Below are 26,491 nucleotides of genomic sequence, written 5' to 3'. Positions count from 1 at the left end.
CCGATCTGCTCCCGCTCCAGCGGGCTCAACCTCAACGCCATAACCACCCCAACGAAGATCACGGAAGGGTGTTGCAACCACCAGTTGAGCCCGCCGCCCTGACGGAAACTGTCCAAGATCTGCGGGCGGGTCTAGCCGACGTCCGGGGGTGGGTCGATGATCGGGCGACGGAACGGGCCCCACGCCACGAAGCGCTCGAACAGCTCCCTGGGCGCCGGGCCGTCGTAGGGATTGAGCTGGTAGAGGTCGTGCGCCGCCTCGTGGTAGAGCCCGGCGAGGTAGATGGTCAGCGCGGCCGGGTCCTCGTCGAACTCCGCCTTGAGCAGCAACCGGGCATCCGCGCAGGGCCACGGCCGACCGTCGGCCCGGCAGCACCACAGGGGCCGCAGGGGGGTGTGCGGCGTCCGCGCGCCGCAGGGTCGGGGAAACACGGGGTACGGCCCGAGCCGCGGCTGCGGCAGCCCCGACATCGGGGTACGTGCCCTCTCACCTGAGCTGGAGCCCGGTGGGGTGCAGCCCGCGGACGACCGCGACGCCAGGGCGACGGTGGCGGGCAGCGACCGGCCGACGGGGCGAGACGTGGGCATGGGTGACCTCCTCGACTGGGGCGCGGTAGCGCTGCCGTGCAACGGCAGGCCCGCGCGGTGGGGAACCGGAGTGGTCTGGGGACGACCCGACACGTGACAGTCTGCTGAGGACACGGCTACGGTCGGAAGGCATCTCCGGCTCCCGTGGGGTGACTGCGGCGCCGACGTGACCCGCCGGGTCGACCGGTGGAGACGACCCTCGACCTGCGGAGGCACTGTGGAAGGCGACGCCGCGCCGACGGCCGACATGATCCGCGCGCAACTGCGCCGGCTGCGGATCGCCGCCGGGATGAGCCAGGAGGACTTCGGCCGGCTGGTGCACTACTCCGGCTCAATGGTCTCCGCGCTGGAGCTGGGCCAACGTCCGCTGGACCGGCTCTTCCTGGCCCGCGCCGACGAGGTGCTGACCACCGGCGGTCTGCTCGTCCACCTGCTGAAGCTCGCCGAGCGGGACGGCCAGCCGAGCTGGTTCCGGCCCTGGCTGGACGCCGAGCGCACCGCCCGTCAACTGCGCTGCTTTCAGCCTTCACTGATCCCCGGGCTGCTCCAGACCGAGAACTACGCCCGTGCGGTGATCCGCTGCGACGACCTGCTCAGCGACGACGAAGTGGAACGCCGAGTCCACGCCCGCCTGGACCGTCAGTCCATTCTCACGCAGGCTGACCCACCGCAGCTCATCGCCGTCGTCGACGAACACGCGCTGCGGCACACCGCTGAGCACATGCGCGGGATCATGGTCGAGCAGCTCACCCAGTTGATCACCTACGCCCAACGTCCGCCGGTCAGCGTGCACGTCATTCCCGCCGAGGTTGGAGTGCACGTCGGGATGTCCGGACCCTTCACGCTTGCGCGCGGCGGGGACGGTGGCTGGGTCGGCAACCTTGAAAACCAGCTTGCCGGCGTCGTGGTTGACCGAGATAGCGACGTGGCTACGCTGCTCTCACGATGGGAGACGGTTCGCAACGAAGCGCTCTCTCATCGGCACTCGATTGACCTCATGAAGGAAGCAGTGGATTCATGCACCTGAGCGGCGCAGTTTGGCGCACCTCCACTCGCAGCGGCAACAGTGAGTGTGTCGAGGTGGCGGACAATCTGCCCGGGGCTGTGGGGGTGCGGGACAGTAAGGACCCGAGCGGCCCGGTGCTGGTGTTCGCGCCTGCCGCGTGGCGGGCGTTCGTGGCCGTCGCCCGTCAGCCGACGGCCTGAGCCGGGAGGTCCCTGGTGCCACAGGACGACCAGTCCGGCGACGAGCCGAACGTGACCCCCGGTCCCCCGCCAGCCGAGAACCCGCAGACGGCGGAGACACCACAGCCGGCGGAGACGCCACCGCCGGTGCCGGTCCCCGCCCCGGGGATCGACCCGGACGAGCCGCCGGCGGTCCCCTCCGGAAAGTTCGGCACACCGGGGCGGCCACTGCGCCGCAGCAGCTTCCTGCTCGGCTTCACCGGTGCGCTGGGCGTGCTGCTGGCGTACACCCTCTATCTGGGGATTCGCAATGCCGGCGGCATCCTCGTGCTGGTGGTGATCGCGCTCTTCCTCGCGGTCGGCCTCAACCCGGCAGTGGTCCGACTGGGCCGCTGGGGTGTGCCGCATGGCCTGGCGGTGGCGGCGGTAGCCCTCACTGTGGTGCTGCTGCTCTGCGGCGGCATCGTGGCGCTGGTCCCACCGATCGTCACCCAGTCGGGGCAGTTCATCGACCAGATCCCGAGCCTGCTCGACGAGTTGCGCCGCAACCCGACGGTCAATGACCTGGTGGAGCGGTACGACGTGGTGGAGCGGGTGCAGGGCGCTGCCAACGCGGAGACTGTCGGACGGGCGCTCGGCGGGGTGCTGGGCGGCGCACAACTGATCTTCGGCACGGTGTTCCGGACGCTGACAGTGCTGGTGCTGACCATCTACTTCCTGGCCTACTTCGACAAGCTGCGCTCGCTGGGCTACTCGTTGGTGCCCCGGTCGCGCCGGCAGCGGGTGCAGTTGATCGGCGACGAGATCCTGGCCAAGGTGGGCGCGTACATGGTCGGCGCACTGAGCATCGCGGTGCTGGCCGGCGCGACCACCTTCGTCTTCGCGCTGATCGTCGACCTGCCGTACCCGTTCGCGCTGGCCGTGGTGGTCGCGGTGACCGACCTGATCCCGCAGATCGGCGCCACCCTGGGCGCGGTGATCGTGAGCCTGGTCGGCTTCGCGGCCGACCTCCCCACCGGCATCGCCTGCGCGGTCTTCTTCCTGATCTACCAGCAGGTGGAGAACTACCTCATCTACCCGAAGGTGATGCGTCGTTCGGTGGAGGTCAACGAGGTGGCCGCCCTGCTGGCCGCGCTGCTCGGGGTGGCGCTGCTGGGCGTGGTGGGCGCGCTGATCGCCATTCCCACTGTGGCCGCGTTGCAACTGATCCTGCGCGAGGTGGTGCTGCCCCGCCAGGAGCGCCGCTGAGCGTCAGCCGGCCGGACCGGCGGTCAGGCCGGGTCAGTCCGCCGTGGTGGCGGCCGGGCCGGGGACGGGGGTGTCGGCGAAGGCGGCCACCGTCCGGTCGGCGTACGCGCTGACGTCGCCGGCCTCCATCGGGCCGTCCCAGGTCGTCGGCAGCGGCACCTCGACGGCCGGGTTGACCTGCCGGACGATCTCGTCGAGCACCGTCTCCGCGTCGCCCACCCAGAGGTGCTTGGCGCCCGGCACCCCGACCACCTCGGCCTGCGGCACGGCGGCGAACCGCTCCCCCGCCTCGGTGGGGCGCAGGTAGTCGTCGAACTCGGGCACCAACGCCACCAGCGGGCGACCCGAGTTGGCCCAGGTGGCCAGGTCCTCGGGGGCGGAGAAGCGCAGTGGCGGGGAGAGCAGGATCGCCCCGGCGATCGTCGGGTCACAGCCGTACTTCAGTGCCAGGTCCGTGCCGAACGACCAGCCGACGAGCCAGATGTTGGGCAGCTCAGCGAACTCCGCGTACTCGATGGCGGCGGCCACGTCGTACCGCTCGCCCACCGCGCCGTCGAAGGCCCCCTCGCTGGTGCCGCGCACGCTGCTGGTGCCCCGGGTGTTGAACCGCAGCACCGCCAGGTCGGCCAGCGCGGGCAGCCGCCAGGCCGCCTTGCGGAACACGTGGCTGTCCATCATTCCGCCGTGGGTGGGCAGCGGGTGCAGGCAGACCAGGGTGGCCACCGGCGGCCGGTCGGCCGGCAGGGCCAGCTCACCGACCAGCCGCAGACCATCGGCGGTGTGCAGCTCGATGTCCTCCCGGCGGCCGGGCAGGATCGACGACGCGCGGATCGCTGTGCTCACCGCCCAAGTCTGTCGCGAAGTCGCCGCCGCCGCCCGCCCAGGCACGAACAGGGTGACCCACGTCGCTACGCCGCAGCGCGGGCGGGTCGCTCAGTAGCGCGGCGCGCCCCGGCCGCGCTGCACCGCCGGGCCGCGCCGGTCCCGGGCACGCCAGCAGCCGCTGTGCCAGTGCCGCCGGTCGGTCAGGTCACCCAGGCCGTCCGCGGGCCAGGCCACCAGGTGCGCCATCCCGGGTCGGATCTCCTGGTTACAGCCGGGGCAGCGGTACGTCTTGACCGACGCCCCCGCGCCGATGCCGCGCACCTGCCAGGCACCGTCGGTCCACTGCTGCACCGAGGCGACGCCCTGCCGGACCCGATCGGCGTCCAGGTTGGCGTCCTCGTCCCGGCGAGGGCGATTGCGACGGGGGCTCACAGTCACCAAGCGTACGTCCGGCGGGTGCGGCCGCCGGGGGCGGTCACCAGGTGTCGGGCCGGTCCAGGTGCTCGGCGACCTGCACCCCGCCCAGCACTGTTGCCGCGTCCTCCTCGGCGAAGCCCTTGTTCGGCCAGCCCCAACCCGCGGTGAGGTGAGCCTTCGGTATGCCGAGTAGCTCCAGCATCCCGCCCTGCGGGTAGCGGTAGGCCGGCCTGCCGGCCGCCGTCGCGTTGGGCTCCCTACGCTCACCAGCGATGCTGCGCACGTATTGAAGCCGCACCTCCATCGAGCGATCCCCCCGCCCGTTGACGATCAACGAGACGTCCAGCGTGGCCGGGAGGCTGGCCACGTTGACCTCGCAGCCAGCCTTCCAGGCCTCCGCCGGCAGTGCGGTGAGCCGCACCGGAGCGCTGCATTGGTGCGCCACATCCAGGCGGAGGGCAATCTTGGCCACCCGCAGCGCCGCGCCGGTGGGCGCCTCCGTGCGCAGGCGGGCAAAAAGGCCGGGCACCGGCTGCCACCGCAGCACCCAGGTCGGAACAGCGCCGCCCATGGTGAGCCGATCCAGCTGACCGTCGTAAGGAACGTCCGCCGGCTGCGGGATGAGCCTGTCGCCCTCCAGGTGGACCCCCTCGGCCACGGCTGCGCTGCGGGCGAGGTAGAAACTGACCGGCGCGGAGCCACCCAGATCAAGCTCGGCGCTCTCCAGGCCGGCCGCCGATCGCCAGCTCAGGTAGCGAGCGTGGGCCGGGTCGACGCCGAAGTGCAGCAGACCGGGGTCCTTTCCGACCAGATCAGGTCGGGCGAGTGCGCCCGGCACCCCGGGCGCCGCCGCCGGCGTGGCCGCCTGGGTTGCCGGTTTCGCCCCCGTCCAGGGCACCTCGACGGGCAGCCCACCGCCGCCCGCCACCCCGAGGCCGAGCACCGCCGCCACGCCGAAGGCCGTCCCGCCCACCGCGGCTCGTCGCCGCGCCCGTCGGGCCCTGCCCTGGGTAACCGCCCCGCTCGTCAGCTGGCCGATGTCGACCTGACCCTCGGCGTGCTCCCGCAGGGTTGAGATGATCCGCTGGTCGAGGTCCGTCACTGTCGGCTCCCGTTGGTGGCCGGGGCACCGCAGCGCTCCCGGAGGTTGGCGAGCGCCCGCATCGCGTGGGTGCGGACGGTGACCGGCGAGCAGTCCAGGATCTGCGCGATCGTCGCGTCGTCCAGGTCTTCGTAGTAGCGCAGCACCAGGACCGCCCGCTGGCGGTCGGGCAGGCCGAGGATCAGCCGCCACATCTCGTCCCGGTCGGCCGCTTCGCCGCCGAGGTCGCCGCGGTGCGGCCGGTCCACGAACGTGTCGATGGCCAGTTCGCGGTTCGACCGGCGGCGCCACCAGGAGTAGTTGGCGTTGACGAGCATCCGGCGCACGTACACGTCGGGCCGGTCCGCCCGAGAGATCCTGCGCCAGTGCACGTACGCCCGGGACAGCACCTCCTGGGTGAGGTCCTCGGCCCGGTGCTCGTCACCGGTCAGCAGCCGGGCGAGCCGAACGAGGGCAGGGCCGCGGCTGCCGACGTACTCCTCGAAGGTCACACCATGCAGACGCGACCGGAGCCGCCCAGCGTTGACCCGGTCAGCGGTGCGAGTGGTCGCGGAAGCCGCGGCGGGTCTTGCGGCCCAGGTAGCCGGCGGTGACCAGGTGCTCCAGCAGCGGCGCGGGCGCGAAGCCCGGCTCCCGCAGTTCCAGGTACAACTCGCGCTGGATGGCCAGGGCGACGTCCAGCCCGACCACGTCGAGCAGTTCGAACGGGCCCATCGGGTAGCCGCAGCCCAGCTTCATGGCGTGGTCGATGTCGTCGGCCGTCGAGTAGCTGGCCTCCAGCATCTTCACCGCGTCGTTCAGGTACGGGAAGAGCAGCGCGTTGACGATGAAGCCGGACCGGTCGCCGCAGACCACGCCGGTCTTGCCGAGCGCGGCGCAGACGGCGCGGGCGGTGGCGGTGGCCTCCGGGGAGGTGCGGATGGTGCGGACGACCTCGACCAGCGGCATGATCGGCGCCGGGTTGAAGAAGTGCAGCCCCACCACGTCGGCCGGCCGCTGGGTGGCCATCGCCACGTCGATCACCGGCAGCGACGAGGTGGTGGTGGCCAGCACCACGCCCGGCTTGCAGATCTCGTCGAGGCTGGCGAAGAGGGCCTTCTTGACGCTCAACTCCTCGACGACCGCCTCGACCACCAGGTCGACGTCGGCGAGATGGTCGAGCGTGGCGGACCAGCTGATCCGGCCCAGGGCGGCGTCCCGGTCGGCCTCGGCGAGCTTGCCGCGCACCACGCCCTTGTTCAGCGAGGTCTTCACCGCCTCGCAGACCTTCGCTGACTTCTCCATGCCGCGGGTCACCGAGACGATCTCGTAGCCGGCCTTCGCGAAGACCTCGATGATCCCGGTGGCCATCGTTCCGGAGCCGACGATGCCCACCTTCGCGATGGCGCGCGCGCCGTCGGCGAGCGCGCCGTCCGTGGCCAGCGGCGTCGCCTCGTCCGGTACGACCACCGGGGAGCCGGGCCGCTCGTAGGTGTAGAAGCCCCGGCCCGACTTCCGGCCGAGCAGCCCCGCCGTCACCATCTGCTTGAGCAGCGGCACCGGTGCGTGCCGACGGTCCCGCCCGCCGCGCCGGTACATGGTGTCCAGGATCTCGTACGCGGTGTCCAGGCCGATCAGGTCCATCAACGCCAGCGGGCCCATGGGCAGGCCGCAGCCGAGCTTCATGGCGGCGTCGATGTCCTCCCGGGTCGCGTAGTGCGACTCGAACATGCCGACCGCGTGGTTGAGGTAGCCGAAGAGCAGCGCGTTGGCGATGAAGCCGGCCCGGTCGTTGATGGTGACGTCGACCTTGCCGAGCCGGGCGCAGAGCGCCTCCACGTCGGCGACCACCTCGGGTGCGGTGACGACGGTGCGGACCACCTCGACCAGCTTCATCACCGGAGCCGGGTTGAAGAAGTGGATGCCGATCACCTGGTTGGGTCGGCTGGTGGCGACCGAGATCTCGGTGACGCTCAACGACGAGGTGTTGGTGGCGAGGATCGTCTCCGGTCGGCAGACCCGGTCCAGCTCCGCGAAGATCCGCTGCTTGAGGTCCAGGTGCTCGGGCACCGCCTCGATGACCAGGTCGACGGAGTGCAGCGCGTCCAGCCCGACCGCGAAGTGCACCCGCTCGTGCAGGGCGTCGCGGTCCGCCTCGGCGAGCTTGCCCTTGGCGACTGCCCGGTCGGTGGAGCCCTTGAGGGTGGCCCGGCCGCGCTCCAGCGCGGGCGCGGAGATCTCCACGGCCAGAACGTCGATGCCGTTGCGGGCGAAGACCTCGACGATGCCGGCACCCATGGTGCCCAGCCCCACCACGCCAACGGTGCTGAACTCGCGCGCCACGACCGGCCTCCCCAGAGACTCCGCACGGCCACTGAACGGCCGCTAAGGTTATGCGCGCGAGTCTGCCACGTGACGGTGAGTTGTCGAGACGCCGTGGCATATTTCACCCACGGCGCAGCAGCGCCGCTACGCGGTCGACATGCTGGTCAGGGCCAGCAACTCCGCGACGAACTCCGCCGGGCGCTCCAGGTGCGGGCTGTGCCCGCAGCCGGGCAGCACCACCTCGTGGTACGCGCCGCCGGCCGCCTCGTACCGGTCGAGCACCGCCCGGGTCTGGCCGACCATCGGCTGCGGTGGGCAGGCTTCCGCGCCGGGCCAGCCGGGCACGAGATCCAGCGAACCCAGGTACGCCAGGTCGAAGAGCGAGGTGTCCGAGACGATGACGTCGACGTCTCCGCGTACCCAGGTGACCGGCGGTTTCTCGGCGACGGCCACCAGCTCGTCGGCGAGCCGGAACCAGGTCGGCGCGAGCGCGTTGAGCACCCCGCGCTCCCCCGGCGCGGTGCCCGGCCAGTTCTCCGACGGCACCGCCGTGCCCGGGTAGTTGTCGTCCCCGGTCGCGGTGGACAGCACAGTGTCCAGCAGCAGTTCCTCGTCAGTGCCCAGCGAGGCTGGATCTGCCACATAGGTGGCTCGCAGCACGGCGCGCGGGCTGGCCGGCGCGTCGGTGCTCCGGTCGCCGGCTGCGAGGCGGGCGACGAAGTCCGGGTTCGCCGTGCCGGCGCCGGTGCCGGCGAAGTCGGGGGTGGTCGGCGTGCCGGTCAGGTCACGGGTGCCGCCGAAGCCGTACGGGGAGACCGGCGCGGCGAGCAGCAACGCCCCCATCCGGTGCGGGTGGTCGACCAGCAGGCGCATCGCCACCCCGCCGCCGAGGGAGTGCCCGACCACCACCGGGCGCGCGTCGGCGCCGAAGAGCGTCGGGTCGTCCAGCAGGGCGGCCACGTCGTCGGCGAAGTCCCGCAGACCCCGGGTGGCGTCCACCGGGGCGGTAGCGGTGTCGCCGTATCCCCGCAGGTCGGGGGCGACCACCCGCAGCGTCGGTGGCAGACGGCGGACCAGCGGCTCCCAGAAGAGCGCGGACGAGCAGTTGCCGTGGATCAGCAGCACCGGGGTGCCGTCCGGCGGGCCGGCCACCCGTACCGCCTGGGTGATGCCGTTCGCCGTCACGGTCCGCTGCTCGGTCTCCATCCGCGGCATGCTGCCACGGGTGTCCCCGGCGGTCCAGGTGTCGGACCGCCACCCCGCGGAGCTGGCCGGTGTGGCCGGCCGCCAGGAATCAGCGACGCGAGCCCGGTGGTGCGGCCAGCGGCAGCGGCAACGTCGGTCGGACGTCGCGCCGGGACGGGCCGAAGCTCAGCCCCACCGGGTCGGTGAGCGCCACCCCGGGGTCGAACAGGCGCAGTTCGGTACGGCCCAGCCGGATCACGTCGCCGTCGGAGAGTCGTTCCACAGCGGTGATCCGCCGGTCGTTGAGCCAGGTGCCGTTGGTGGAGCCCAGGTCACGCAGGGACGGGCCCTCCGGTGCCAGCCACACCTCGGCGTGGCGACGGCTCAGGTGTGGGTCGTTGATGACCACCTGACCGGTCGGCGCTCGGCCGATCACCTGTATCTCGGCTCGCATGCGAAAGCTCGCTCCGCGCATCGGTCCACCCGCGACCGTCAACAGCGGCATCAGTTCCGGATGTTCCTCCATGGACAGTCAGCCCTCCACCCCACACCGTCACTCCGCGCGTCAGCTTGCCATCAGACGGTAGTCGTCAATACCGACCGGCCGGTCAGCCTCTCGTCACCTCCCGGCCATCTGCCGTTCGACGATTCGGGCGGGCCGCATCCGTCACCAACGCCCTGACCTGCACTGATCAACGATCGGCCGGGTTGGTGCGACGCCGGTCCCCCGGGCCCGAATCGGGGACCCTACCGGTGAGTAATCTTCGGGTCTAGACTTCCGCCATGACGGCAGTGCATATCCCGGGCGTTCCGATCATCGACGCGGGTCAGTTGGTCTCCACCAGCCCGGCGACCGGCGCTGAGGCCGGTCGCCTCCCGGTCGCCACCGACGCCGACGTGCGGCAGGCCGTCGACAACGCCCGCGCCGCCGGCGAGTGGTGGGCCGGTCTCGGCTTCACCGGCCGCCGCCAGCGGATGCTGCGCTGGCGTGCCCTGCTCGCCAAGCGCATCGAGCAGTTGGCCGAGTTGGTGCACGTCGAGGGCGGCAAGCCGATCGCGGACGCCATCGTCGAGATCGTCACCGCGATCGAGCACATCGACTGGGCAGCCCGCAACGCCGGCCGCGTGCTCGGTCCACGCCGGGTGCGGTCCCGGCTCATCCTCGCCGAGTTCTCCGGGCACCTCGAATACCAGCCGTACGGGGTGGTCGGCGTCATCGGGCCGTGGAACTATCCGGTCTTCACGCCGATCGGCTCCGCCGCGTACGCCCTCGCCGCCGGCAACGCCGTGGTGCTCAAGCCGAGCGAGTACACGCCCGCCGTCGGCCAGTGGCTGGTGGACAGCTTCGCCGAGGTGGTGCCCGAGCAGCCGGTGTTCACCGCCGTGCACGGGCTGGGCGACGTGGGCGCGGCGCTGTGCCGCTCCGGCGTCAACAAGCTGGCCTTCACCGGCTCCACCGCCACCGCCCGCAAGGTGATGGGCGCCTGCGCCGAGACGCTGACCCCGGTGCTCATCGAGGGCGGCGGCAAGGACGCCATGATCGTGGACAGCGACGCCAACCTGGACGCGGCCGCCGAGGCGTGCGTCTGGGGCGGCATGACAAACGCCGGTCAGACCTGCATCGGCATCGAGCGGGTGTACGCGGTCGACGCCGTCTTCGACGCCTTCGTCGACAAGGTGGTGGCCCGCGCCGGTCAGCTGACGGTCGGGCCGGAGGGCACCGATATCGGCCCGATCACCATGCCCAAGCAGATCGACGTGATCCGCCAGCACATCGACGCCGCCATCACGTCCGGTGGGCGTGCCGTGCTCGGCGGCCCGAGCGCCGTACAACCGCCGTACGTCCACCCCACAGTGCTGGTGGACGTCCCGGAGGAGTCGGCCGCCGTCCGCGAGGAGACCTTCGGCCCCACGCTGACCATCAGCCGGGTCCGCGACGCCGACGAGGCCGTCGCCCGGGCCAACGCCCTGTCGTACGGCCTCGGGGGTTCGGTCTTCGGCCGGCGGCGCGCGGTGGCCATCGCCCGGCGGCTGCGCTCCGGGATGGCCTCGATCAACTCCACGCTGACCTTCGCCGGCATGTCCACCCTGCCGTTCGGCGGTGTCGGCGACTCCGGCTTCGGGCGGATCCACGGGGAGGACGGCCTGCGTGAGTTCGGTCGGTCCAAGGCGATCACCCGACGTCGTGCCCGGTCTCTGCTGCCGTCGATGACCTTCGAGCGCACCCCCGCCGACGTGGCCCGACTCGTCAAGGCCATCAAGGTCATGTACGGCAGGTAAGTGTCGGATAACGGCTGGGGCGCCGGTCAGAAGAGGGTCAGCTCGTCCTTCACGATGCCGCGCAGCTTGTCGTAGTCAACGACCACACACCGGATACCCCGGTCGGTGGCGAGCACCCGGGCCTGCGGCTTGATCTCCTGGGCGGCGAAGACTCCGACGACCGGGCTGAGCAGCGGGTCACGGTTCATCAACTCGAGATAGCGGGTCAACTGCTCCACGCCGTCGATGTCGCCACGCCGCTTGACCTCGACGGCGACCGAACCCGAGTTGGCATCCCGGCACAGCAGGTCGACCGGGCCGATGGCCGTCATGTACTCGCGGCGGACCAGCGTGAACCCCTCGCCCAGGGTGCCGGGGTTCGCCGCCAGCAACTCCTGGAGGTGCGCCTCCACCCCGTCCTTGCGCAGGCCCGGATCCACACCCAACTCGTACGAGGTGTCCTGGAAGATCTCCTCCAGGGTGATCCGCAGCTCCTCGCCAGCCTTGTTGACGACCCGCCACACACCGGGGGCCTCCTCCAACCGACACGGCGGGCTCATCCAGTTCAACGGTTTGTACGCCCGGTCGTCGGCGTGAATAGACACCGACCCGTCCGCCTTCACCATCAGCAACCGGGTGGCCAGCGGCAGGTGAGCCGAGAGCCGTCCGACATAGTCCACCGAGCACTTCGCAATGACCAACCGCACCCGACGAGGGTAGCCGAGCGCCCACCGGTCGCCAGCGAGCGGCACTGGCGCGTCGATGCGATGCTGAGTCCGTGTTCGAAGTCCTCACCGGCACCGGTCTCGCCGCCTCGGCGGGGCTCAACGCCTACATACCCCTGCTCATCCTCGGCCTGCTCGGCCGTTACACCGACCTGATCGACCTGCCCAGCGGCTGGGCCTGGCTCGGCAACGGCTGGGTCATCGCCATCATGGCAGTGCTGCTCGCCGTGGAGATGGTGGCGGACAAGGTGCCAGTCGTCGACCACATCAACGACGTGGTGCAGACAGTGGTCCGGCCCACCGCCGGTGGCCTGGCCTTCGGCGCCGGCTCCTCGTCGGAGACGGTGACTGTCAGCGACCCGGGGAGCTTCTTCTCGTCCCACCAGTGGGTGCCGGTCGTCACCGGCGTACTGCTGGCGTTGGGCGTGCACCTGCTCAAGTCCGCGGCCCGCCCGGTGATCAACGCGACGACCGCCGGGATCGGCGCCCCGGTCGCCAGCACCGCCGAGGACGCCACCAGCGTGGTGGTCTCCCTGGTGGCGATCATCCTGCCGGTGCTGGTGCTCGTCTTCCTGGTCGGCCTGGCGTTCTTCACCTTCTGGTTCGTCCGCCGTCGATCCGAGCGACGCCGCGAACGAGAGGCCGCCCGCGCCGCCGGCTTCCGCGTCTGAGAGGCGGGCGGGGCTCGCCATACCGGGGTTTCGGTGGTCGACAAAAGCCTAGGATCGGGGCAAGAGCCTAGAGGAGGTCGGCATGACCGCAGCGTTGGAGATGCCCCGAGTCCAGGAATGTGTTGTTGCCGCGTGCGCGTACAACCAGTCGGGTGACTGCCACGCCTTCGCGATCACCATCGGCAGCATGGATCACGCCCACTGCCACACCTTCGTCGAGTCGCCCGTCCGGGGCGGCGTGGAGAACCTGATCGCGCAGGTGGGCGCCTGCCAGCGCGCCGACTGCCGGCACAACGAGCAGTTGGAGTGCCACGCGGCGTCGATCAGGGTCGGCCCGGACAACGACATGGCCGACTGCATGACCTACGCCGGCCGCTGACCCCGACGACCTGCCCGGACGGCGTTCGGTCACTCCAGGTCGTTGGCGCGACGGATGACAGTCACCAGGTCGTCGATGATGCCGGTGAGGGCGAAGTCCTTCGGCGTGAAGACCCGGGCGACCCCGGCCGCCCGCAGGGTGTCCGCGTCACCGGCCGGGATGATGCCGCCCACCACCACCGGCAGGTCCGCCCGGCCGGCGGCGCGCAGCCCGTCGAGCACCGCGGGCACGGCGGCCAGGTGCGATCCGGAGAGCACGGAGAGCCCGACCAGGTCGACGTCCTCCTCCACGGCGGCGGCGACGATCTGCCCCGCGGTCAGCCGGATGCCCTGGTAGACGACCTCGAAGCCGGCGTCGCGGGCGCGTACCGCGATCTGCTCCGCGCCGTTGGAGTGCCCGTCCAGGCCGGGTTTGCCGACCAGCAGCCGCAGCCGGCCGCTGCCCAACTCCCGCGCGGTGGCGGCTACCCGCTCGCGGACCGCCACGAGGCCCGGCTCACCGCCGCCGCCGGTGGCGCCGGCCAGGCCGGTCGGCGCCCGGTACTCGCCGAAGACCTGGCGCAGCGTGCCGGCCCACTCGCCGGTGGTCACCCCGGCCCCCACGCACTCCAGGGTCGCCGGCATCAGGTTGGTGGTGGTCGCGGCGTCCGCGCGGAGCCGGGCCAGCGCCGCGTCGACGACGGCCGCGTCCCGGTCGGCCCGCCACCGGCGTACGCCGTCCACGGCGGCCGCCTCGACCGCGGGATCGACCTGCTCGACGGCACCAGCGCCGGCGGCGGTCAGCGGGGAGGCTTCGGTCTCGGTGTACCGGTTGACCCCGACCACCACGTCGGCACCGGACTCCATCCGCCGACGGCGTTCGGCCAACGACGCGACCAGCGCGCTCTTGAGGTAGCCGGTCTCCACGGCGGCGACGACGCCACCCAGCTCCAGCACCTTGTCCAACTCGACCCGCGCCCCGGTGACGACCTCGTCGACCAGCGCGGTCATCACGTGCGAGCCGGCGAAGAGGTCGGGATATTCGAGCAGATCCGACTCGTACGCCAGGACCTGCTGCATCCGCAGCGACCACTGCTGGTCCCACGGGCGGGGCAGGCCGAGCGCCTCGTTCCAGGCGGGCAGTTGGACAGCGCGGGCCCGGGCGTCGCGGGACATCGTCACGCCGAGCATCTCCAGCACGATGCGCTGGATGTTGTTCTCCGGCTGCGCCTCGGTGAGGCCGAGCGAGTTGACCTGCACGCCGTAGCGGAACCGCCGTTGTCTGGCGTCGGTGACCCCGTACCGGTCCCGGGTGATCTCCTCCCAGAGCGCGCCGAACGCGCGCATCTTGGCGATCTCCTCGACGAAACGAACGCCGGCGTTGACGAAGAACGAGATCCGCTGGACCACGTCGCCCATCCGCTCGGCCGGCACCTGGCCGGAGTCACGGACCGCGTCGAGCACGGCGACCGCGGTGGCCAGCGCGAAACCGACCTCCTGCACGGGCGTGGCGCCGGCCTCCTGGAGGTGGTACGAGCAGATGTTGACCGGGTTCCACCGGGGCATCTCGCGCAGCGTGTACGCCACCACGTCGGCGGTGAGCCGCAGCGACGCCGCCGGCGGAAAGATGTAGGTGCCCCGGGACAGGTACTCCTTGATGATGTCGTTCTGGGTGGTGCCGGCGCAGCGGGTCAGGTCGGCGCCCTGCTCCAGCCCGACGGTGCCGTACAGGGCGAGCAGCCACATCGCCGGGGCGTTGATGGTCATCGAGGTGTTCGTGTCGGCGAGCGGGAGACCGTCGAAGAGCGCCCGCATGTCGCCGAGGTGGGCCACCGGCACGCCGACCCGTCCGACCTCGCCGGCGGCGAGTTCGTGGTCCGGGTCGTACCCGGTCTGGGTGGGCAGGTCGAAGGCGACCGACAGGCCGGTCTGCCCCTTCGCCAGGTTGCGGCGGAAGAGGGCGTTGGTCGCCGCGGCCGACGAGTGGCCGGCGTAGGTGCGCATCACCCACGGGCGGTCCCGCTCGGGCAGTCGCCCCGGGAATGCCGTCTCATCCATGGCCGGAGTCTAAGTTACCGTTCAGTAAAAGGAGCTGTGGAAAACCACACAGGTCCATGTCGGGGACGTCCGGGTGGCAAGCGCCCGCAGTGGCGCTGGCCGCCACACCCCGGGCACCACCCGGCCCAGGCCAGGACGCACACTGGACGGCATGGATGACGAGCTGGCCATCTCCGTCCGAGGGCTGCGCAAGGCGTACGGCGACAACGTGGCGGTGGCGGGCGTGGACCTGGACGTCCACCGCGGCGAGGTGTTCGCGTTGCTCGGCCCGAACGGCGCCGGCAAGACCACCACGGTGGAGATCCTGGAGGGTTACCGCCGCCGGGACGCGGGCGAGGTCACCGTCCTCGGCGTCGACCCGGCCCAACCGGATGCCGACTGGCGTACCCGGGTCGGCATCGTGCTCCAGGGCACCGGCGAGTTCGACGAGCTGACCGTCGCCGAGGTGATCCGGCACTTCTCCGGCTTCTACCCCGACGCGGACGACCCGGACAAGGTGATCGACCGGGTGGGGCTGGCCGACAAGGCGAAGGCCCGGACGCACACCCTCTCCGGTGGGCAGAAGCGCCGCCTGGACGTGGCCCTGGGCATCATCGGCCGTCCTGAGCTGCTCTTCCTCGACGAGCCGACCACCGGTTTCGACCCGGAGGCCCGCCGCGAGTTCTGGGAGCTGATCCGCGACCTCGCCGCGGCCGGCACCACCATCGTGCTGACAACCCACTACCTGGACGAGGCCGAGGCCCTCGCCGACCGGGTCGGCGTGATCGCCGGCGGTCGGCTGGTCGAGGTGGCCGCGCCCAACCGGCTGGGCAATCGGCAGGAGGCTCTCGCGACGGTCTCCTGGCGTACCCCGGAAGGGACGCTGGAGAGCGCGCAGAGCGCGACGCCGACGGCCTTCGTGGCCGACCTGGCCGCGCGCCACGGCGGCGAGGTCCCCGGGCTCACGGTGACCCGGCCGACCCTGGAGGACGTCTACCTCACCATGATCGGACACGCGCGATGACGACCACGACGAAGCCGGCGACGCCGGTCACCGCGACCCGCGGCCGACGGCCGGGTGCCGGCGCGCTCGCCCTGCGCCAGGGCCGACTGGAGATCACCCAGTTCCTGCGCAGCCGGGAGTCGGTGGTCTTCACCATGGGCTTCCCCATCATCATGATCCTGATCTTCGCGTCGATCTTCGACGGCACGATCGGCGGCGGGGTCAAGTTCACCCAGTACTTCATCACCGGGATGATCGCGACCGGCCTGATGACGGTGAGCTTCCAGAACCTCGGCATCTGGATCCCGATCGAACGGGACCGGGGCGTGCTCAAGCGCTACCGGGGCACGCCGATGCCGAAGTGGGTCTGGTTCGCCGGCAAAGTGATCATGGTGGTGGCGATCGGCATCGCCGAGACGGTCCTGCTGCTGGCCGTCGCGGTGGCGCTGTTCGACCTCGACCTGCCCGGCACCGCCGCGAAGTGGTTCACCTTCGGCTGGGTCGCCGTGCTCGGCGTCACCGCGTGCACCCTGTGCGGCATCGCGATCTCGTCGCTGGCCCGCACCGCGCGCAGCGGCTCGGCCGTGGTCACCCCGGTGGCCCTGGTGCTCCAGTTCATCTCCGGGGTGTTCTTCGTCTTCACCGACCTGCCCACCTGGATGCAGCAGGTGGCGGCGGTCTTCCCGCTCAAGTGGATGTGCCAGGGGCTGCGGTCGGTGTTCCTGCCGGAGAGCTTCGGCGCCCAGGAGCCGGGCGGCTCGTTCGAGCTGGGCCGCGTGGCGGTGGTGCTGGTCCTGTGGTGCGTGATCGGCGTGGTGCTCTGCCTGACCACCTTCCGCTGGACCACCAAGCGCGACGGCTGAGCGGCCGACCGGGGCGGTCGCCCGCCCCGGTCGCCACAACTCAGTACGTGTAGAAACCCTTGCCGGTCTTGCGACCCAGGTCGCCGGCGGTGACCATCCGCTGGAGCAGCTCCGGCGGGAAGAACTTCTCGTCGGCGGTGTCGGTGTAGATGTTCTTCGAAGCGTGCAGCAGCACGTCCACGCCGGTCAGGTCGGTGGTGGCCAGCGGGCCCATCGCGTGCCCGAAGCCCAGCCGGCAGGCGGTGTCCAGGTCCTCCGCGGACACCACCCCGGACTCGACCAGCTTGACCGCCTCCATCACCAGGGCGGAGATCAGTCGGGTGGTGACGAAGCCGGCGATGTCCCGGTTGACCACGACGACCGTCTTGCCGATCTCCTCGGCGAAGGCCCGCGCGGTGTCCAGCGTGGCGTCGCTGGTCTTGTAACCGCGCACCAGCTCGCAGAGCTGCATCATCGGCACCGGGGAGAAGAAGTGGGTGCCGACGACCGCCTCCGGCCGCTCGGTCACCGCGGCGATCTGGGTGACCGGGATGGCCGAGGTGTTTGTGGCGAGCACCGCGTCCGACTTGCAGATCTTGTCCAGAGCGCGGAACACCTCGTGCTTGATCTCCAACCGCTCGAAGACCGCCTCGACCACGATGTCCGCGTCCGCCGCCGCCTCCAGGTCGGTGGTCGGGGTGATCCGAGCCAGCGTCGCCTCGACCTCGGACGCCTCGATCTTGCCCTTCTCGGCGAACTTCTCCAGTGACTTCCGAATACCGCCGAGACCCCGGGTGGTGGCCGCGTCGTCCAGGTCGCGCAGCGTCACCTGCCAGCCCGCCTGCGCCGCCACCTGGGCGATGCCGGAGCCCATCAGCCCGGCCCCGACGACCGCGAGTCGACCCGCCATCTGCTTCTCCCTCGCTGCGATTGAGTGCCTGCCAGCACCCTAGTCGGCGAGCCTGAACGATGGCTAAGTGGCGGTCGGGGCCGGGTCGTGGGGGGCCTCAGATCTCCAGTGCCGGCTCCTCGGGGGTGGTGCCCCGCTCGACCGCCACCCCGAGCGCACGCAGGTCCGCCACGAAGTCCGGGTAGCCCCGGTCGACGTGGTGCACGTGGGAGACCTCGCTGACCCCCTCCGCGCAGAGCCCGGCGATGATCAACCCTGCTCCGGCCCGGATGTCGGTGGCCCGCACCGGGGCACCGGAGAGCCGATCCCGGCCTCGGACCACAGCGTGATGCCCGTCGGTCTTGATGTCCGCGCCGAGCCGCATCATCTCGTTGGCGAACATGAACCGGCCGTCGAAGATGTTCTCGGTGATGAGGGAGGCGCCGTCGCTGACGGCCGCCAGCCCGATCGCCATCGGCAGCAGGTCGGTGGCGAAGCCGGGGTACGGCAGCGTCACCACGTCCACCGCCCGAGGCCGCTCGTCCATCCGTACGCGGAAGCCGTCCCCCCGGGTCTCCACCAGCCCGCCGGCGGCCACCACCTTGTCCAGGGCGACCTCCAGGAAGGCCGGGTCCAGCCCGGTCACCGTCACGTCGCCCCGGGTCATCGCCGCGCCGAACGCCCAGGTGCCGGCGACGATCCGGTCCCCCACCGTGGCGTGGCGCACCGGCCGAAGACCGGGCACACCGGTGATTCGCAACGTCGACGTGCCCGCGCCGACGATGCGCGCGCCCATCTGGTTGAGCATCGTGCAGATGTCGACGATCTCCGGCTCCCGGGCCGCGTTGTCGATCATCGTGGTGCCCTGGGCCAGCACCGCCGCCATCACCAGGTTCTCGGTCGCGCCGACGCTGGGGAAGTCCAGCACGATGTCCGCGCCCCGCAGCCCGTGCGGGGCGGACGCGATGACGAACCCGTGCTCACCGGAGATCTCCGCGCCCATCCGGGTCAGCCCGGAGATGTGCATGTCCAACCCCCGCGACCCGATCGCGTCGCCGCCGGGATGGGCCACCCGCACGTACCCCCGACGGGCCAGCAACGGGCCGAGCACGCAGATCGACGCGCGCAGCCGTCGAACCAGGTCGTAGTCGGCCTCCGCGCCCGGCTGCTCGGGTACGTCGATCGTCACCGACCGGGACCGGGCCACGCCGCCACGGGCGACCATCGGGTCGACCGGGTCGTCCGCCTCGAACTGGACGTCGCAGCCCAGCCGGCGCAGCACCTCCCCCATGATCGCGATGTCGGTGATCCGGGGGACGTTGGTGATGACACTGCGGCCCGGCGCGAGCAGCGCGGCGGCCATCAGCTTCAACGCCGAGTTCTTGGCACCGACCACGTGCACGGTGCCGGCCAGTCGGGCGTCACCGCGGACCCGGATGACGTCGACATCGTTGACCGCCGGATCGCCGGCGTCGCCGGGGCCCACCACCACCGGCCAGCCGGCGGTGCTGTCCGGCCGGGCCGGGATCGTCAGGTCGGGAATCCGTAGGCTGTGCGTCATGGCCGTCCACCTCACGCGCATCTACACCAAGGCCGGCGACGCCGGCATGACCAGGCTGAGCAACAACGAGCAGGTGCCGAAGACCGATCCACGGATCGCCGCGTACGCGGATGTCGACGAGTGCAACGCGGCGATCGGCGTCGCGCTCGCGCTGGGAAACCTCGACGAGGAGCTTCGCGGCGTGCTGGGGTCGGTGCAGAACGACCTGTTCGACGTCGGCGCCGACCTGTCCACCCCGGTCGAGCCGGACCCGAAGTACCCGCCGCTGCGGGTGACCGAGGAGTACGTCGAGCGCCTGGAGGGCTGGTGCGACGAGTACAACGCACGCCTGAGCAAGCTCGACTCCTTCATCCTCCCCGGCGGCACCGCAGGTGCGGCGCTGCTGCACGTGGCGCGGACCGTCGCCCGGCGTGCCGAACGGGCAGCGTGGGCGTTGGTCAGCCACGATCCGGAACGAACCAGCACGCTCCCGGCAAAGTATCTCAACCGGCTCTCCGATCTGCTCTTTATCCTGTCAAGAACGGCAAATCCGGCAGGAGACGTGCTATGGGTGCCGGGCGGCAAGCGTTGAACGTCGGCGCTCCGCACCACGTCGAGGTCTGGGTTCCCACAATGCCCGCCACCACGCGTAGCCAACGTCGACTCGTCCGTCGGGCGGCCCACGCAGGGCCAGGGGCGGCGTCCTGACGGTCGAAGCCGAGCCCTCAGTGCCAACCAGCGCCTAGATCGACTCGGGTTCCTTGAAGTCGGGCCATCCCAGCGACCAGAACACCCCGACATCAAGAAAGCCGAGTCGATCACGCTGCCACGCCCGCCAAGAAGGCGAGACTCGACTGCACGGATAACGGCAGGTGATCAAAGCCCGCCGGACCGGCGCACAGTGGCAACGACGGGTTTCCGGGGGAGCCCGCCCGGCGCAGGGATCAAGCCTGACCGCCCGGAGCCGGGCGGGCTCCCCCGGAAACCCCAGGGGCGTCCGACAAACTCAGGCAGCCGGCCAGTCCTGGGAGGCCATACGCGGCGAGACCGCCCCCGGAGGGGCGGCCTCGAGCCAGGAGAGAAAACCGGTAACTGTCGATCGCGCCATGGCGATCTCCACCGGTGCGTGGTGGCTGGTACAGCGGAGGATCACCCAGTCCGCCGGCATGGAGAATCGTTCCTGACCTTCGGGCAACCGGCGGCGCTCCACGGCCAGCCCCTTGCGGGAGAGCACCCGCTTGGGCCGGATCGCGAAGCTGAACATCCGGTACCAGCGCAGCTCGTCACCGGCGAACCGGCCGAAGCCGGGCGACCAGCCGCGGCCGTCGAGCATGGTGGAGACCCGGACGCTGAGCCGGATGATGCCACCGCTGCGGGTGACGAGAGCTCGCCGGACGAAGAGGATCAGAAGCGCGCCGAGGATGACGACAACGCCGATTCCGAATCCTTCGACGATCTCCATCCCCGGTGTGGCTCAGCGGCTCTGCGCGGAGACCGGGGTTGCGCTCTCGGCCAGCACGGTGACACCGTCGGCACTCACCGAGAGGAAGCCGCCGGCCACCTCGTAGGCGACCTGCTCGCCGCCGGCGAGCTTGATGCGTACCTGACCGGGCTCGGCGAGTTGGCCGAGCAGCGGCGCGTGCCCCGGCAGGACACCGAGCTCGCCTTCGGTCGTCCGGGCGACGACCATCTCGGCGTCACCGGACCAGACCTTCTCCTCGACGGCGACGAGCTCGACGTGAAGCTGCTGTGCCACGCTGTCTCCTTGCTGCGGCTACGGATTGCCGAAAGTCTAGCCTGACGACGCGGCGCGCCCAACGCGGGTGGGGACAACGCCGACCTGACTACTTGGCCTTGTTGATGAATTCCGGGTGCTCCAGCAGGAACGGGTCGAGTTGCTCGTTGTGCAGGGCGGTGAAGAAGTCCGGAACGCTCTCCTGGAACTGCTCGCCCAGGTACCTCTTACCCTCGAAGACCCCACCACCGGGCAGCTTGATCATTTCGATGGTGTTCGGGCGGATGTCCTTCAGGGCGAGCCCGAAGTCGACCACGCTGTTGCCTCGACCGTTGAAGATCAACGACTGGCCGGCGGCGCGGAGCACCTTGTCCAGCTTGATCGGGTTGGCCACCACGTCGGCGCTGAACGCCTGGCCGACCATTGCCTTGACGAACTGCTGCTGGTGGCGCTGCCGGCCGTAGTCGGCGTCCGGGACGCCGTTCTTCTCGTAACGTTGCCGGACGTAGTCCAGCGCCTGCCACCCGCTGAGGTGGTGGTTGCCCTTCTTGTAGATCGCCTGCGGCCCGACGTAGCCCTCACCGCGCGTGTTGCCCGGCCGTGGCTTACCGTCCGGCTGCCTGTGCTCGGACCGCACGTCCCGCTCGACGTACATGTCGACGCCACCCATGGCGTCGACGATCTTCTGAAAGCCGGTGAAGTTGATGATCGCGCCCGCGTCGAAGCGCTTGATGCCCGTCGCGTTCTGCACTGTGGTGGCCAGCAGCTCGAAGCCGCCCGCCGCGTCGGGGTTGGCCCCCGGCACCTTGCTGCCGAACGACATCGCAGCGTTGATCTTGGTCTTCTCGCCGCGGAAGTTGGCCTTCTTGAACGCCGGGATGTCGACGTAGAGGTCCCGTGGCAGCGAGAACAGGTAGGCCCGGTCCATCGACGCCGGCACGTGCAGCACCATGATCGAGTCAGCCAGTGGCGCGGCCGTCGGCGTACGCGGGTCGATGCCGACGAGCAGGATGTTGAGCGGACCCTTGATCTCGCTCTTCTTCGCCTGGGCGCCCGCCGCCTGGTCGCCGAAGAGGTCGGCCTTGCCGACAGCGCCCTCGTAGCGGGCCATGAGGACCTCGGTGCCGACCAGCACGGCGCCGCTGAGCACGGTCAGCACGGTGCCGAACACCGTGCAGATCCTGGCCCACCGCGGCACACCTCGCCAGATGGACGGCTTGCGGCCACTCTTGCCGGCCTTACCCACGAGCATCTCCGTTCGTTACGCCCACGACGAGGAAGACGGGCGCACGTCGTCGAAAGCTTGCAAAGATCAACGCTCGTTCGGGTGAGCGCGCGGATCGAACCGTAGCTCGGGAGCCTCCGGAGTGACGACCACGAGTAACGGACCGCGACGATGGTAGGACGCGAACATGAACAAAAGACTGCCCCGGCATTGCCGGGGCAGTCTTTTTGCTACGAATCGGATGAGGACTGATCAGTCCTTCATCAGCTCCTCAGCCTTCTTCTCGAGGTCCTCGAGACCGCCGCACATGAAGAACGCCTGCTCGGGGAAGTGATCGTACTCACCCTCGCTGATCTTGCGGAACGCCTCGATGGTCTCCTTGATCGGGACCGTCGAGCCCGGCACGCCGGTGAACTGCTCCGCCGCGTAGGTGTTCTGCGAGAGGAAGCGCTCGATCCGCCGGGCGCGAGCCACGGTGATCTTGTCTTCCTCGGAGAGCTCCTCGATACCGAGGATGGCGATGATGTCCTGCAGGTCGCGGTAGCGCTGCAGGATCCGCTTCACCTCGGTGGCGACCTGGAAGTGCTCCGGGCCGACGAACTCCGGGGCGAGGATCCGGGACGAGGACGCCAGCGGGTCCACGGCCGGGTAGATGCCCTTGTCGGAGATCGACCGCTCCAGGTTGGTGGTCGCGTCCAGGTGGGCGAACGTGGTGGCCGGGGCGGGGTCGGTGTAGTCGTCCGCCGGCACGTAGATCGCCTGCATGGAGGTGATGGCCTGGCCCCGGACGGAGGTGATCCGCTCCTGGAGCTCGCCCATCTCGTCGGCCAGGGTCGGCTGGTAACCCACGGCGCTCGGCATACGGCCGAGCAGGGTGGACACCTCCGAACCGGCCTGCGTGAAGCGGAAGATGTTGTCGATGAAGAGCAGCACCTCCTGCTTCTTCACGTCCCGGAAGTACTCGGCCATGGTCAGCGCGGAGAGCGCCACCCGCAGCCGGGTGCCCGGCGGCTCGTCCATCTGGCCGTAGACCAGCGCGGTCTTGTCGATGACGCCGGACTCGGTCATCTCGGCGATGAGGTCGTTGCCCTCACGGGTGCGCTCACCCACGCCGGCGAACACCGAGGTACCACCGAAGTTGCGGGCAACCCGGGTGATCATCTCCTGGATGAGCACCGTCTTGCCCACGCCCGCGCCGCCGAACAGGCCGATCTTGCCGCCCTTGACGTACGGGGCGAGCAGGTCGATGACCTTGATGCCGGTCTCCAGCATCTCGGTCTTCGGCTCCAGGTCCGCGAAGGCCGGGGCCTTGCGGTGGATGCCCCACCGGTCGTCGGCCTCGAACGTCTCGCCCTCTTTGAGGTTGAGCACCTCGCCGATCGCGTTGAACACGCGGCCCTTGACCGCGTCGCCCACCGGCACACTGATCGGCTCGCCGAGGTCACGCACCTCCGCGCCGCGGACCAGACCGTCGGTCGGCTGCATCGAGATGGCACGGACCAGGTTGTCACCCAGGTGCTGGGCAACCTCCAGGGTCAGCGTCTTCTCACCGCCCGACAGGTTCACAGTGACGTGCAGGGCGTTGAACAGGGCCGGCATGGCGTCGCGCGGGAACTCGGCGTCGACGACCGGGCCGATGACCCGGACCACGCGACCCGTGGCCGTCTTGGTCTCTACTGGTGCAGTCATCACACTTCACTTCCCGACGCGGCCAGCGCGTTGGCGCCGCCGACGATCTCGCTGATCTCCTGGGTGATCCCGGCCTGGCGAGCCGAGTTCATCTCGCGCGTGTACTTCTCGATCATCTCTTCGGCATTGTCGGTGGCGCTCTTCATCGCCCGCCGCCGTGCCGCCGACTCACTCGCCGCCGACTCGATCAACGCCGCGTAGATCCGCGTGTTGATGTACCTCGGCAGGAGCGCGTCGAGCAGCGCCTCCGCCTCCGGCTCGAACTCGTACGCCGGCAGCAACCCCTCGGAGCGCGGCCGGTCCTCCACCTGCATCGGACCGATCACCTTGGTGACCGGGCTCTGCGTCATCAGCGAGTGGAACTCGGTGTAGACGATGTGCAACTCGTCGACGCCGAGCACCCCGTCCGAGCCGGCACCGCCGTCGACGTCGTCCGCACCTGCCGTGAACGCCTTGATCAGCGTCTCACCGACGGTGCGGGCGTCCTCGAACGACGGCTGCTCGCTGAACCCGGTCCAGTTCGCCTCGATCGGCCGGTCACGGAACCGGTAGAACCCGACGCCCTTACGCCCGATGACGTAGAGCACCGGCTCCTTGCCGTCCGCCCTGAGCCGCGCGATCAGCGACTCCGCCATCCTGATCGCGTTGGAGCTGTAACCGCCGGCCAGGCCACGGTCGCTGGTGACCAACAGGACGCCGGCCCGCCGCACCCGCTCGCGCGGGGTGAGCAGCGGGTGGTCGATCCGCGCGTTGGACGCCAGCGCCGTGAGCACACCGGTGATGGCCTGGGCGTACGGCAGGGACGCCTGCACCCGGGCCTGAGCCTTGGCGATCCGGCTCGTCGCCACGAGCTCCATCGCCTTGGTGATCTTCTTCATCGACTTCGCCGAGCGGATTCGTTGACGAAGAACGCGAACCTGGGCCGCCACGAGATCAGCTCTCGGCCGGGCGGTCGGTCGCGCCGTCGCGGAAGCGGGTCACCGTCTCGCGGTTCTCGTCGCCCTCAAGCGGCGTGGCCGGCGCGTCGTTGACCTGACGCTCGTCTTCCTTGTTGAGGAAGACCTGCTTGAACTCGGCGATCGCGCTGTCCAGGGAGCCGATGATGTCATCGTTCCACTGGTTGTCGGCGATGCCGGCCAGCACACCCTCGTGCTTGTGCCGCAGGTACTGGAGGAACTCGGCCTCGAAGCGCCGGACCTCACCCACCGGAACGTCGTCCAGCTTGCCCTCGGTGCCGGCCCAGACCGAGACGACCTGCTCCTGCACCGGGTACGGCGAGTAGTTCGGCTGCTTGAGCAGCTCCACCAGACGCGAACCGCGGTTCAGCTGGTTCTGCGAGGCCCGGTCCAGGTCGGAGGCGAAGGCGGCGAACGCCTCCAGCTCGCGGTACTGCGCGAGGTTGAGCCGCAGCGAACCGGCGACCTTCTTCATCGGCTTCACCTGCGCGGCGCCACCGACCCGGGAGACCGAGGTACCGACGTTGATCGCCGGACGGACGCCCTGGTTGAACAGGTCGGTCTCCAGGAAGATCTGGCCGTCGGTGATCGAGATGACGTTGGTCGGGATGAAGGCCGAGATGTCGTTGGCCTTCGTCTCGATGATCGGCAGACCGGTCATCGAGCCGCCACCCAGCTCGTCGGAGAGCTTCGCGCAGCGCTCCAGCAGGCGGGAGTGCAGGTAGAAGACGTCACCCGGGTACGCCTCACGGCCCGGCGGGCGACGCAGCAGCAGCGACACGGCGCGGTACGCCTCGGCCTGCTTGCTCAGGTCGTCGAAGACGATCAGGACGTGCTTGCCGCCGTACATCCAGTGCTGCCCGATGGACGAGCCGGTGTACGGAGCGAGGTACTTGAAGCCGGCCGGGTCGGAGGCCGGCGAGGCGACGATGGTGGTGAACTCCATCGCGCCCGCCTCCTCGAGCTGCCCCTTGATGGAGGCGATCGTGGAGGCCTTCTGGCCGATGGCGACGTAGATGCAGCGAACCTGCTTCTTCGGGTCGCCGGTGCGCCAGTTGTCCCGCTGGTTGAGGATGGCATCCAGGGCGACAGTCGTCTTGCCCGTCTTCCGGTCACCGATGATCAGCTGCCGCTGACCCCGACCGATCGGGGTCATCGCGTCGATGGCCTTGATGCCGGTCTGCAGCGGCTCGTCGACGGACTGCCGGGACATCACGTTCGGAGCCTGCAGCTCCAGCTCGCGGAAGCCCTCGTTGGCGATGTCGCCGAGCGCGTCGATCGGCTCGCCGAGCGCGTTGACCACGCGGCCGAGGAAGGCGTCGCCGACCGGAACGGAGAGAACCCGCTCGGTGCGCTTGACGCGCTGCCCCTCCTCCAGCTTGGCGGAGTCACCGAGAACGACGACTCCGATCTCCCGCACGTCGAGGTTCAGCGCCACGCCGAGCGTGCCGTCCTCGAACTCCAGGAGCTCGTTGGTCATGGTCGAGGGCAGGCCCTCGACGTGGGCGATACCGTCACCGGTGTCGGCGACGGTGCCGACCTCCTCGCGGGAGACGTCGGACGAGTAGGAAGAGACGTAGCGCTCCAGGGCGCCGCGGATCTCCTCCGTCGAGATGGTCAGCTCGGCCATCCTCTGCTTCCTTAAAATTCAGGGGCCCGGGATACCTAGTACCGACCGGTCCGAATGGCGTCTGTCAATCCGGGCGCTGA

General features: G+C 70.2%; 27 protein-coding genes. 9 read left to right on the top strand and 18 right to left on the bottom strand.

Annotated elements, in window-relative coordinates:
• Nucleotides 1-131: 131 nt before the first annotated feature.
• Nucleotides 132-470, bottom strand: a complete 339-nt coding sequence (locus tag ABZS40_RS11635; protein ID WP_354943248.1) for a hypothetical protein — start codon at nt 468-470, stop codon at nt 132-134.
• 334 nt (nt 471-804) lie between these two features.
• On the opposite strand from ABZS40_RS11635, the gene ABZS40_RS11630 reads away from it, so the two are divergent.
• From ABZS40_RS11630 to ABZS40_RS11620, 3 genes are all read left to right on the top strand, one after another.
• Nucleotides 805-1,614 (top strand): helix-turn-helix transcriptional regulator, encoded by an 810-nt coding sequence (locus ABZS40_RS11630; RefSeq protein WP_354943230.1) that lies wholly within the window; start codon nt 805-807, stop codon nt 1,612-1,614.
• Nucleotides 1,605-1,793: a DUF397 domain-containing protein gene (locus tag ABZS40_RS11625; RefSeq protein WP_354943229.1), complete on the top strand. Its 189-nt coding sequence runs from the start codon at nt 1,605-1,607 to the stop codon at nt 1,791-1,793. The genes ABZS40_RS11630 and ABZS40_RS11625 overlap by 10 nt, the downstream gene beginning before the upstream one ends.
• Before the next feature lie 147 nt (nt 1,794-1,940).
• Entirely contained in the window at nt 1,941-3,020 is a 1,080-nt protein-coding gene (locus ABZS40_RS11620) for an AI-2E family transporter (protein WP_354943247.1), read from the top strand.
• A 33-nt stretch (nt 3,021-3,053) separates the two neighbouring features.
• Here ABZS40_RS11620 and ABZS40_RS11615 read toward each other — a convergent pair whose 3' ends face one another.
• The 7 genes from ABZS40_RS11615 to ABZS40_RS11585 form a co-directional block, all read right to left on the bottom strand.
• Nucleotides 3,054-3,863 carry an alpha/beta hydrolase gene (locus ABZS40_RS11615; RefSeq protein WP_354943228.1) on the bottom strand — a complete coding sequence of 270 codons (810 nt, stop codon included), beginning with the start codon at nt 3,861-3,863 and terminating at the stop codon, nt 3,054-3,056.
• A gap of 90 nt (nt 3,864-3,953) precedes the next feature.
• On the bottom strand, nt 3,954-4,277 hold the full coding sequence (locus ABZS40_RS11610) for a hypothetical protein (RefSeq protein ID WP_354943227.1): 324 nt from the start codon (nt 4,275-4,277) through the stop codon (nt 3,954-3,956).
• Between the two features lie 43 nt (nt 4,278-4,320).
• Nucleotides 4,321-5,364, bottom strand: coding sequence for a hypothetical protein (locus tag ABZS40_RS11605; RefSeq protein WP_354943226.1), 1,044 nt, complete (start codon nt 5,362-5,364; stop codon nt 4,321-4,323).
• Nucleotides 5,361-5,855 (bottom strand): SigE family RNA polymerase sigma factor, encoded by a 495-nt coding sequence (locus ABZS40_RS11600; RefSeq protein WP_354943225.1) that lies wholly within the window; start codon nt 5,853-5,855, stop codon nt 5,361-5,363. Before ABZS40_RS11600 ends, ABZS40_RS11605 begins: the two co-directional genes overlap by 4 nt.
• A gap of 40 nt (nt 5,856-5,895) precedes the next feature.
• Nucleotides 5,896-7,686 carry a 3-hydroxybutyryl-CoA dehydrogenase gene (locus ABZS40_RS11595; protein WP_354943224.1) on the bottom strand — a complete coding sequence of 597 codons (1,791 nt, stop codon included), beginning with the start codon at nt 7,684-7,686 and terminating at the stop codon, nt 5,896-5,898.
• Between the two features lie 126 nt (nt 7,687-7,812).
• Entirely contained in the window at nt 7,813-8,874 is a 1,062-nt protein-coding gene (locus ABZS40_RS11590) for an alpha/beta hydrolase (RefSeq protein WP_354943223.1), read from the bottom strand.
• Nucleotides 8,875-8,962: 88 nt separating this feature from the next.
• Entirely contained in the window at nt 8,963-9,328 is a 366-nt protein-coding gene (locus ABZS40_RS11585; RefSeq protein WP_258400443.1) for an FHA domain-containing protein, read from the bottom strand.
• Between the two features lie 308 nt (nt 9,329-9,636).
• On the opposite strand from ABZS40_RS11585, the gene ABZS40_RS11580 reads away from it, so the two are divergent.
• A complete protein-coding gene (locus ABZS40_RS11580; protein WP_354943222.1) occupies nt 9,637-11,133 on the top strand; it encodes an aldehyde dehydrogenase family protein in 1,497 nt (498 codons plus the stop codon).
• A gap of 26 nt (nt 11,134-11,159) precedes the next feature.
• Here the strand turns inward: ABZS40_RS11580 and nucS are convergent, their stop codons facing one another.
• Nucleotides 11,160-11,819, bottom strand: coding sequence for an endonuclease NucS (gene nucS / locus ABZS40_RS11575; protein ID WP_354943221.1), 660 nt, complete (start codon nt 11,817-11,819; stop codon nt 11,160-11,162).
• Nucleotides 11,820-11,890: 71 nt separating this feature from the next.
• Here nucS and ABZS40_RS11570 point away from each other — a divergent pair, with 71 nt between their 5' ends.
• Nucleotides 11,891-12,508 (top strand): DUF4126 domain-containing protein, encoded by a 618-nt coding sequence (locus tag ABZS40_RS11570; RefSeq protein ID WP_354943220.1) that lies wholly within the window; start codon nt 11,891-11,893, stop codon nt 12,506-12,508.
• Nucleotides 12,509-12,590: 82 nt separating this feature from the next.
• A complete protein-coding gene (locus tag ABZS40_RS11565; protein ID WP_328652364.1) occupies nt 12,591-12,887 on the top strand; it encodes a DUF1540 domain-containing protein in 297 nt (98 codons plus the stop codon).
• A gap of 29 nt (nt 12,888-12,916) precedes the next feature.
• On the opposite strand, the gene ABZS40_RS11560 is transcribed toward ABZS40_RS11565, so the two are convergent.
• Complete coding sequence (locus ABZS40_RS11560) at nt 12,917-14,923, bottom strand: protein meaA (protein WP_354943219.1); 2,007 nt, start codon at nt 14,921-14,923, stop codon at nt 12,917-12,919.
• Between the two features lie 151 nt (nt 14,924-15,074).
• On the opposite strand from ABZS40_RS11560, the gene ABZS40_RS11555 reads away from it, so the two are divergent.
• Together ABZS40_RS11555 and ABZS40_RS11550 are read left to right on the top strand one after the other, a co-directional pair.
• Entirely contained in the window at nt 15,075-15,926 is an 852-nt protein-coding gene (locus ABZS40_RS11555; RefSeq protein WP_354943218.1) for an ABC transporter ATP-binding protein, read from the top strand.
• Complete coding sequence (locus ABZS40_RS11550; RefSeq protein ID WP_238677307.1) at nt 15,923-16,768, top strand: ABC transporter permease; 846 nt, start codon at nt 15,923-15,925, stop codon at nt 16,766-16,768. The genes ABZS40_RS11555 and ABZS40_RS11550 overlap by 4 nt, the downstream gene beginning before the upstream one ends.
• A 40-nt stretch (nt 16,769-16,808) precedes the next feature.
• Here ABZS40_RS11550 and ABZS40_RS11545 read toward each other — a convergent pair whose 3' ends face one another.
• Both ABZS40_RS11545 and murA read right to left on the bottom strand, forming a co-directional pair.
• Nucleotides 16,809-17,657 (bottom strand): 3-hydroxyacyl-CoA dehydrogenase family protein, encoded by an 849-nt coding sequence (locus ABZS40_RS11545; protein WP_110561611.1) that lies wholly within the window; start codon nt 17,655-17,657, stop codon nt 16,809-16,811.
• 97 nt (nt 17,658-17,754) lie between these two features.
• On the bottom strand, nt 17,755-19,197 hold the full coding sequence (gene murA, locus ABZS40_RS11540) for a UDP-N-acetylglucosamine 1-carboxyvinyltransferase (RefSeq protein ID WP_354943217.1): 1,443 nt from the start codon (nt 19,195-19,197) through the stop codon (nt 17,755-17,757).
• Between murA and ABZS40_RS11535 the strand changes: the two genes are divergently transcribed.
• Entirely contained in the window at nt 19,196-19,768 is a 573-nt protein-coding gene (locus tag ABZS40_RS11535; RefSeq protein WP_354943216.1) for a cob(I)yrinic acid a,c-diamide adenosyltransferase, read from the top strand. The two genes, murA and ABZS40_RS11535, sit on opposite strands and share 2 nt — an antisense overlap.
• A gap of 414 nt (nt 19,769-20,182) precedes the next feature.
• Here ABZS40_RS11535 and ABZS40_RS11530 read toward each other — a convergent pair whose 3' ends face one another.
• The 6 genes from ABZS40_RS11530 to atpA all read right to left on the bottom strand — a co-directional run bounded on the left by ABZS40_RS11530 (nt 20,183) and on the right by atpA (nt 26,411).
• Complete coding sequence (locus ABZS40_RS11530; RefSeq protein WP_124857610.1) at nt 20,183-20,638, bottom strand: DUF2550 domain-containing protein; 456 nt, start codon at nt 20,636-20,638, stop codon at nt 20,183-20,185.
• Nucleotides 20,639-20,650: 12 nt separating this feature from the next.
• The gene (locus ABZS40_RS11525) at nt 20,651-20,932 is read right to left on the bottom strand and encodes a F0F1 ATP synthase subunit epsilon (RefSeq protein ID WP_030333186.1); all 282 of its coding nucleotides are present in this window, start codon (nt 20,930-20,932) and stop codon (nt 20,651-20,653) included.
• An 88-nt stretch (nt 20,933-21,020) separates the two neighbouring features.
• Complete coding sequence (locus ABZS40_RS11520; RefSeq protein WP_354943215.1) at nt 21,021-22,163, bottom strand: LCP family protein; 1,143 nt, start codon at nt 22,161-22,163, stop codon at nt 21,021-21,023.
• A 225-nt stretch (nt 22,164-22,388) separates the two neighbouring features.
• On the bottom strand, nt 22,389-23,825 hold the full coding sequence (atpD, locus tag ABZS40_RS11515; protein WP_354943214.1) for a F0F1 ATP synthase subunit beta: 1,437 nt from the start codon (nt 23,823-23,825) through the stop codon (nt 22,389-22,391).
• On the bottom strand, nt 23,825-24,754 hold the full coding sequence (locus ABZS40_RS11510; RefSeq protein WP_354943213.1) for a F0F1 ATP synthase subunit gamma: 930 nt from the start codon (nt 24,752-24,754) through the stop codon (nt 23,825-23,827). Before ABZS40_RS11510 ends, atpD begins: the two co-directional genes overlap by 1 nt.
• Nucleotides 24,755-24,758: 4 nt before the next feature.
• Nucleotides 24,759-26,411 carry a F0F1 ATP synthase subunit alpha gene (atpA, locus tag ABZS40_RS11505; RefSeq protein WP_354943212.1) on the bottom strand — a complete coding sequence of 551 codons (1,653 nt, stop codon included), beginning with the start codon at nt 26,409-26,411 and terminating at the stop codon, nt 24,759-24,761.
• Between the last annotated feature and the right edge of the window lie 80 nt (nt 26,412-26,491).

Source organism: Micromonospora sp. NPDC005324, from assembly GCF_040607155.1.
Taxonomy (GTDB): Bacteria; Actinomycetota; Actinomycetes; order Mycobacteriales; family Micromonosporaceae; genus Micromonospora; species Micromonospora trifolii.
The sequence above is the reverse complement of the archived record's forward strand: the minus strand, read 5'-3'. Positions and strand labels throughout refer to the sequence as shown.

Excerpts from the sequence above, each read along its gene's own strand:
- ABZS40_RS11635 (WP_354943248.1), bottom strand. The coding sequence starts at position 470 with ATGTCGGGGCTGCCGCAGCCGCGGCTCGGGCCGTACCCCGTGTTTCCC.
- ABZS40_RS11625 (WP_354943229.1), top strand. The coding sequence starts at position 1,605 with ATGCACCTGAGCGGCGCAGTTTGGCGCACCTCCACTCGCAGCGGCAAC.
- ABZS40_RS11590 (WP_354943223.1), bottom strand. The coding sequence starts at position 8,874 with ATGGAGACCGAGCAGCGGACCGTGACGGCGAACGGCATCACCCAGGCG.
- ABZS40_RS11585 (WP_258400443.1), bottom strand. The coding sequence starts at position 9,328 with ATGCGCGGAGCGAGCTTTCGCATGCGAGCCGAGATACAGGTGATCGGC.
- ABZS40_RS11580 (WP_354943222.1), top strand. The coding sequence starts at position 9,637 with ATGACGGCAGTGCATATCCCGGGCGTTCCGATCATCGACGCGGGTCAG.
- ABZS40_RS11565 (WP_328652364.1), top strand. The coding sequence starts at position 12,591 with ATGACCGCAGCGTTGGAGATGCCCCGAGTCCAGGAATGTGTTGTTGCC.
- ABZS40_RS11560 (WP_354943219.1), bottom strand. The coding sequence starts at position 14,923 with ATGGATGAGACGGCATTCCCGGGGCGACTGCCCGAGCGGGACCGCCCG.
- ABZS40_RS11555 (WP_354943218.1), top strand. The coding sequence starts at position 15,075 with ATGGATGACGAGCTGGCCATCTCCGTCCGAGGGCTGCGCAAGGCGTAC.
- ABZS40_RS11550 (WP_238677307.1), top strand. The coding sequence starts at position 15,923 with ATGACGACCACGACGAAGCCGGCGACGCCGGTCACCGCGACCCGCGGC.
- ABZS40_RS11545 (WP_110561611.1), bottom strand. The coding sequence starts at position 17,657 with ATGGCGGGTCGACTCGCGGTCGTCGGGGCCGGGCTGATGGGCTCCGGC.
- ABZS40_RS11535 (WP_354943216.1), top strand. The coding sequence starts at position 19,196 with ATGGCCGTCCACCTCACGCGCATCTACACCAAGGCCGGCGACGCCGGC.
- murA (WP_354943217.1), bottom strand. The coding sequence starts at position 19,197 with ATGACGCACAGCCTACGGATTCCCGACCTGACGATCCCGGCCCGGCCG.
- ABZS40_RS11530 (WP_124857610.1), bottom strand. The coding sequence starts at position 20,638 with ATGGAGATCGTCGAAGGATTCGGAATCGGCGTTGTCGTCATCCTCGGC.
- ABZS40_RS11520 (WP_354943215.1), bottom strand. The coding sequence starts at position 22,163 with ATGCTCGTGGGTAAGGCCGGCAAGAGTGGCCGCAAGCCGTCCATCTGG.
- atpD (WP_354943214.1), bottom strand. The coding sequence starts at position 23,825 with ATGACTGCACCAGTAGAGACCAAGACGGCCACGGGTCGCGTGGTCCGG.
- atpA (WP_354943212.1), bottom strand. The coding sequence starts at position 26,411 with ATGGCCGAGCTGACCATCTCGACGGAGGAGATCCGCGGCGCCCTGGAG.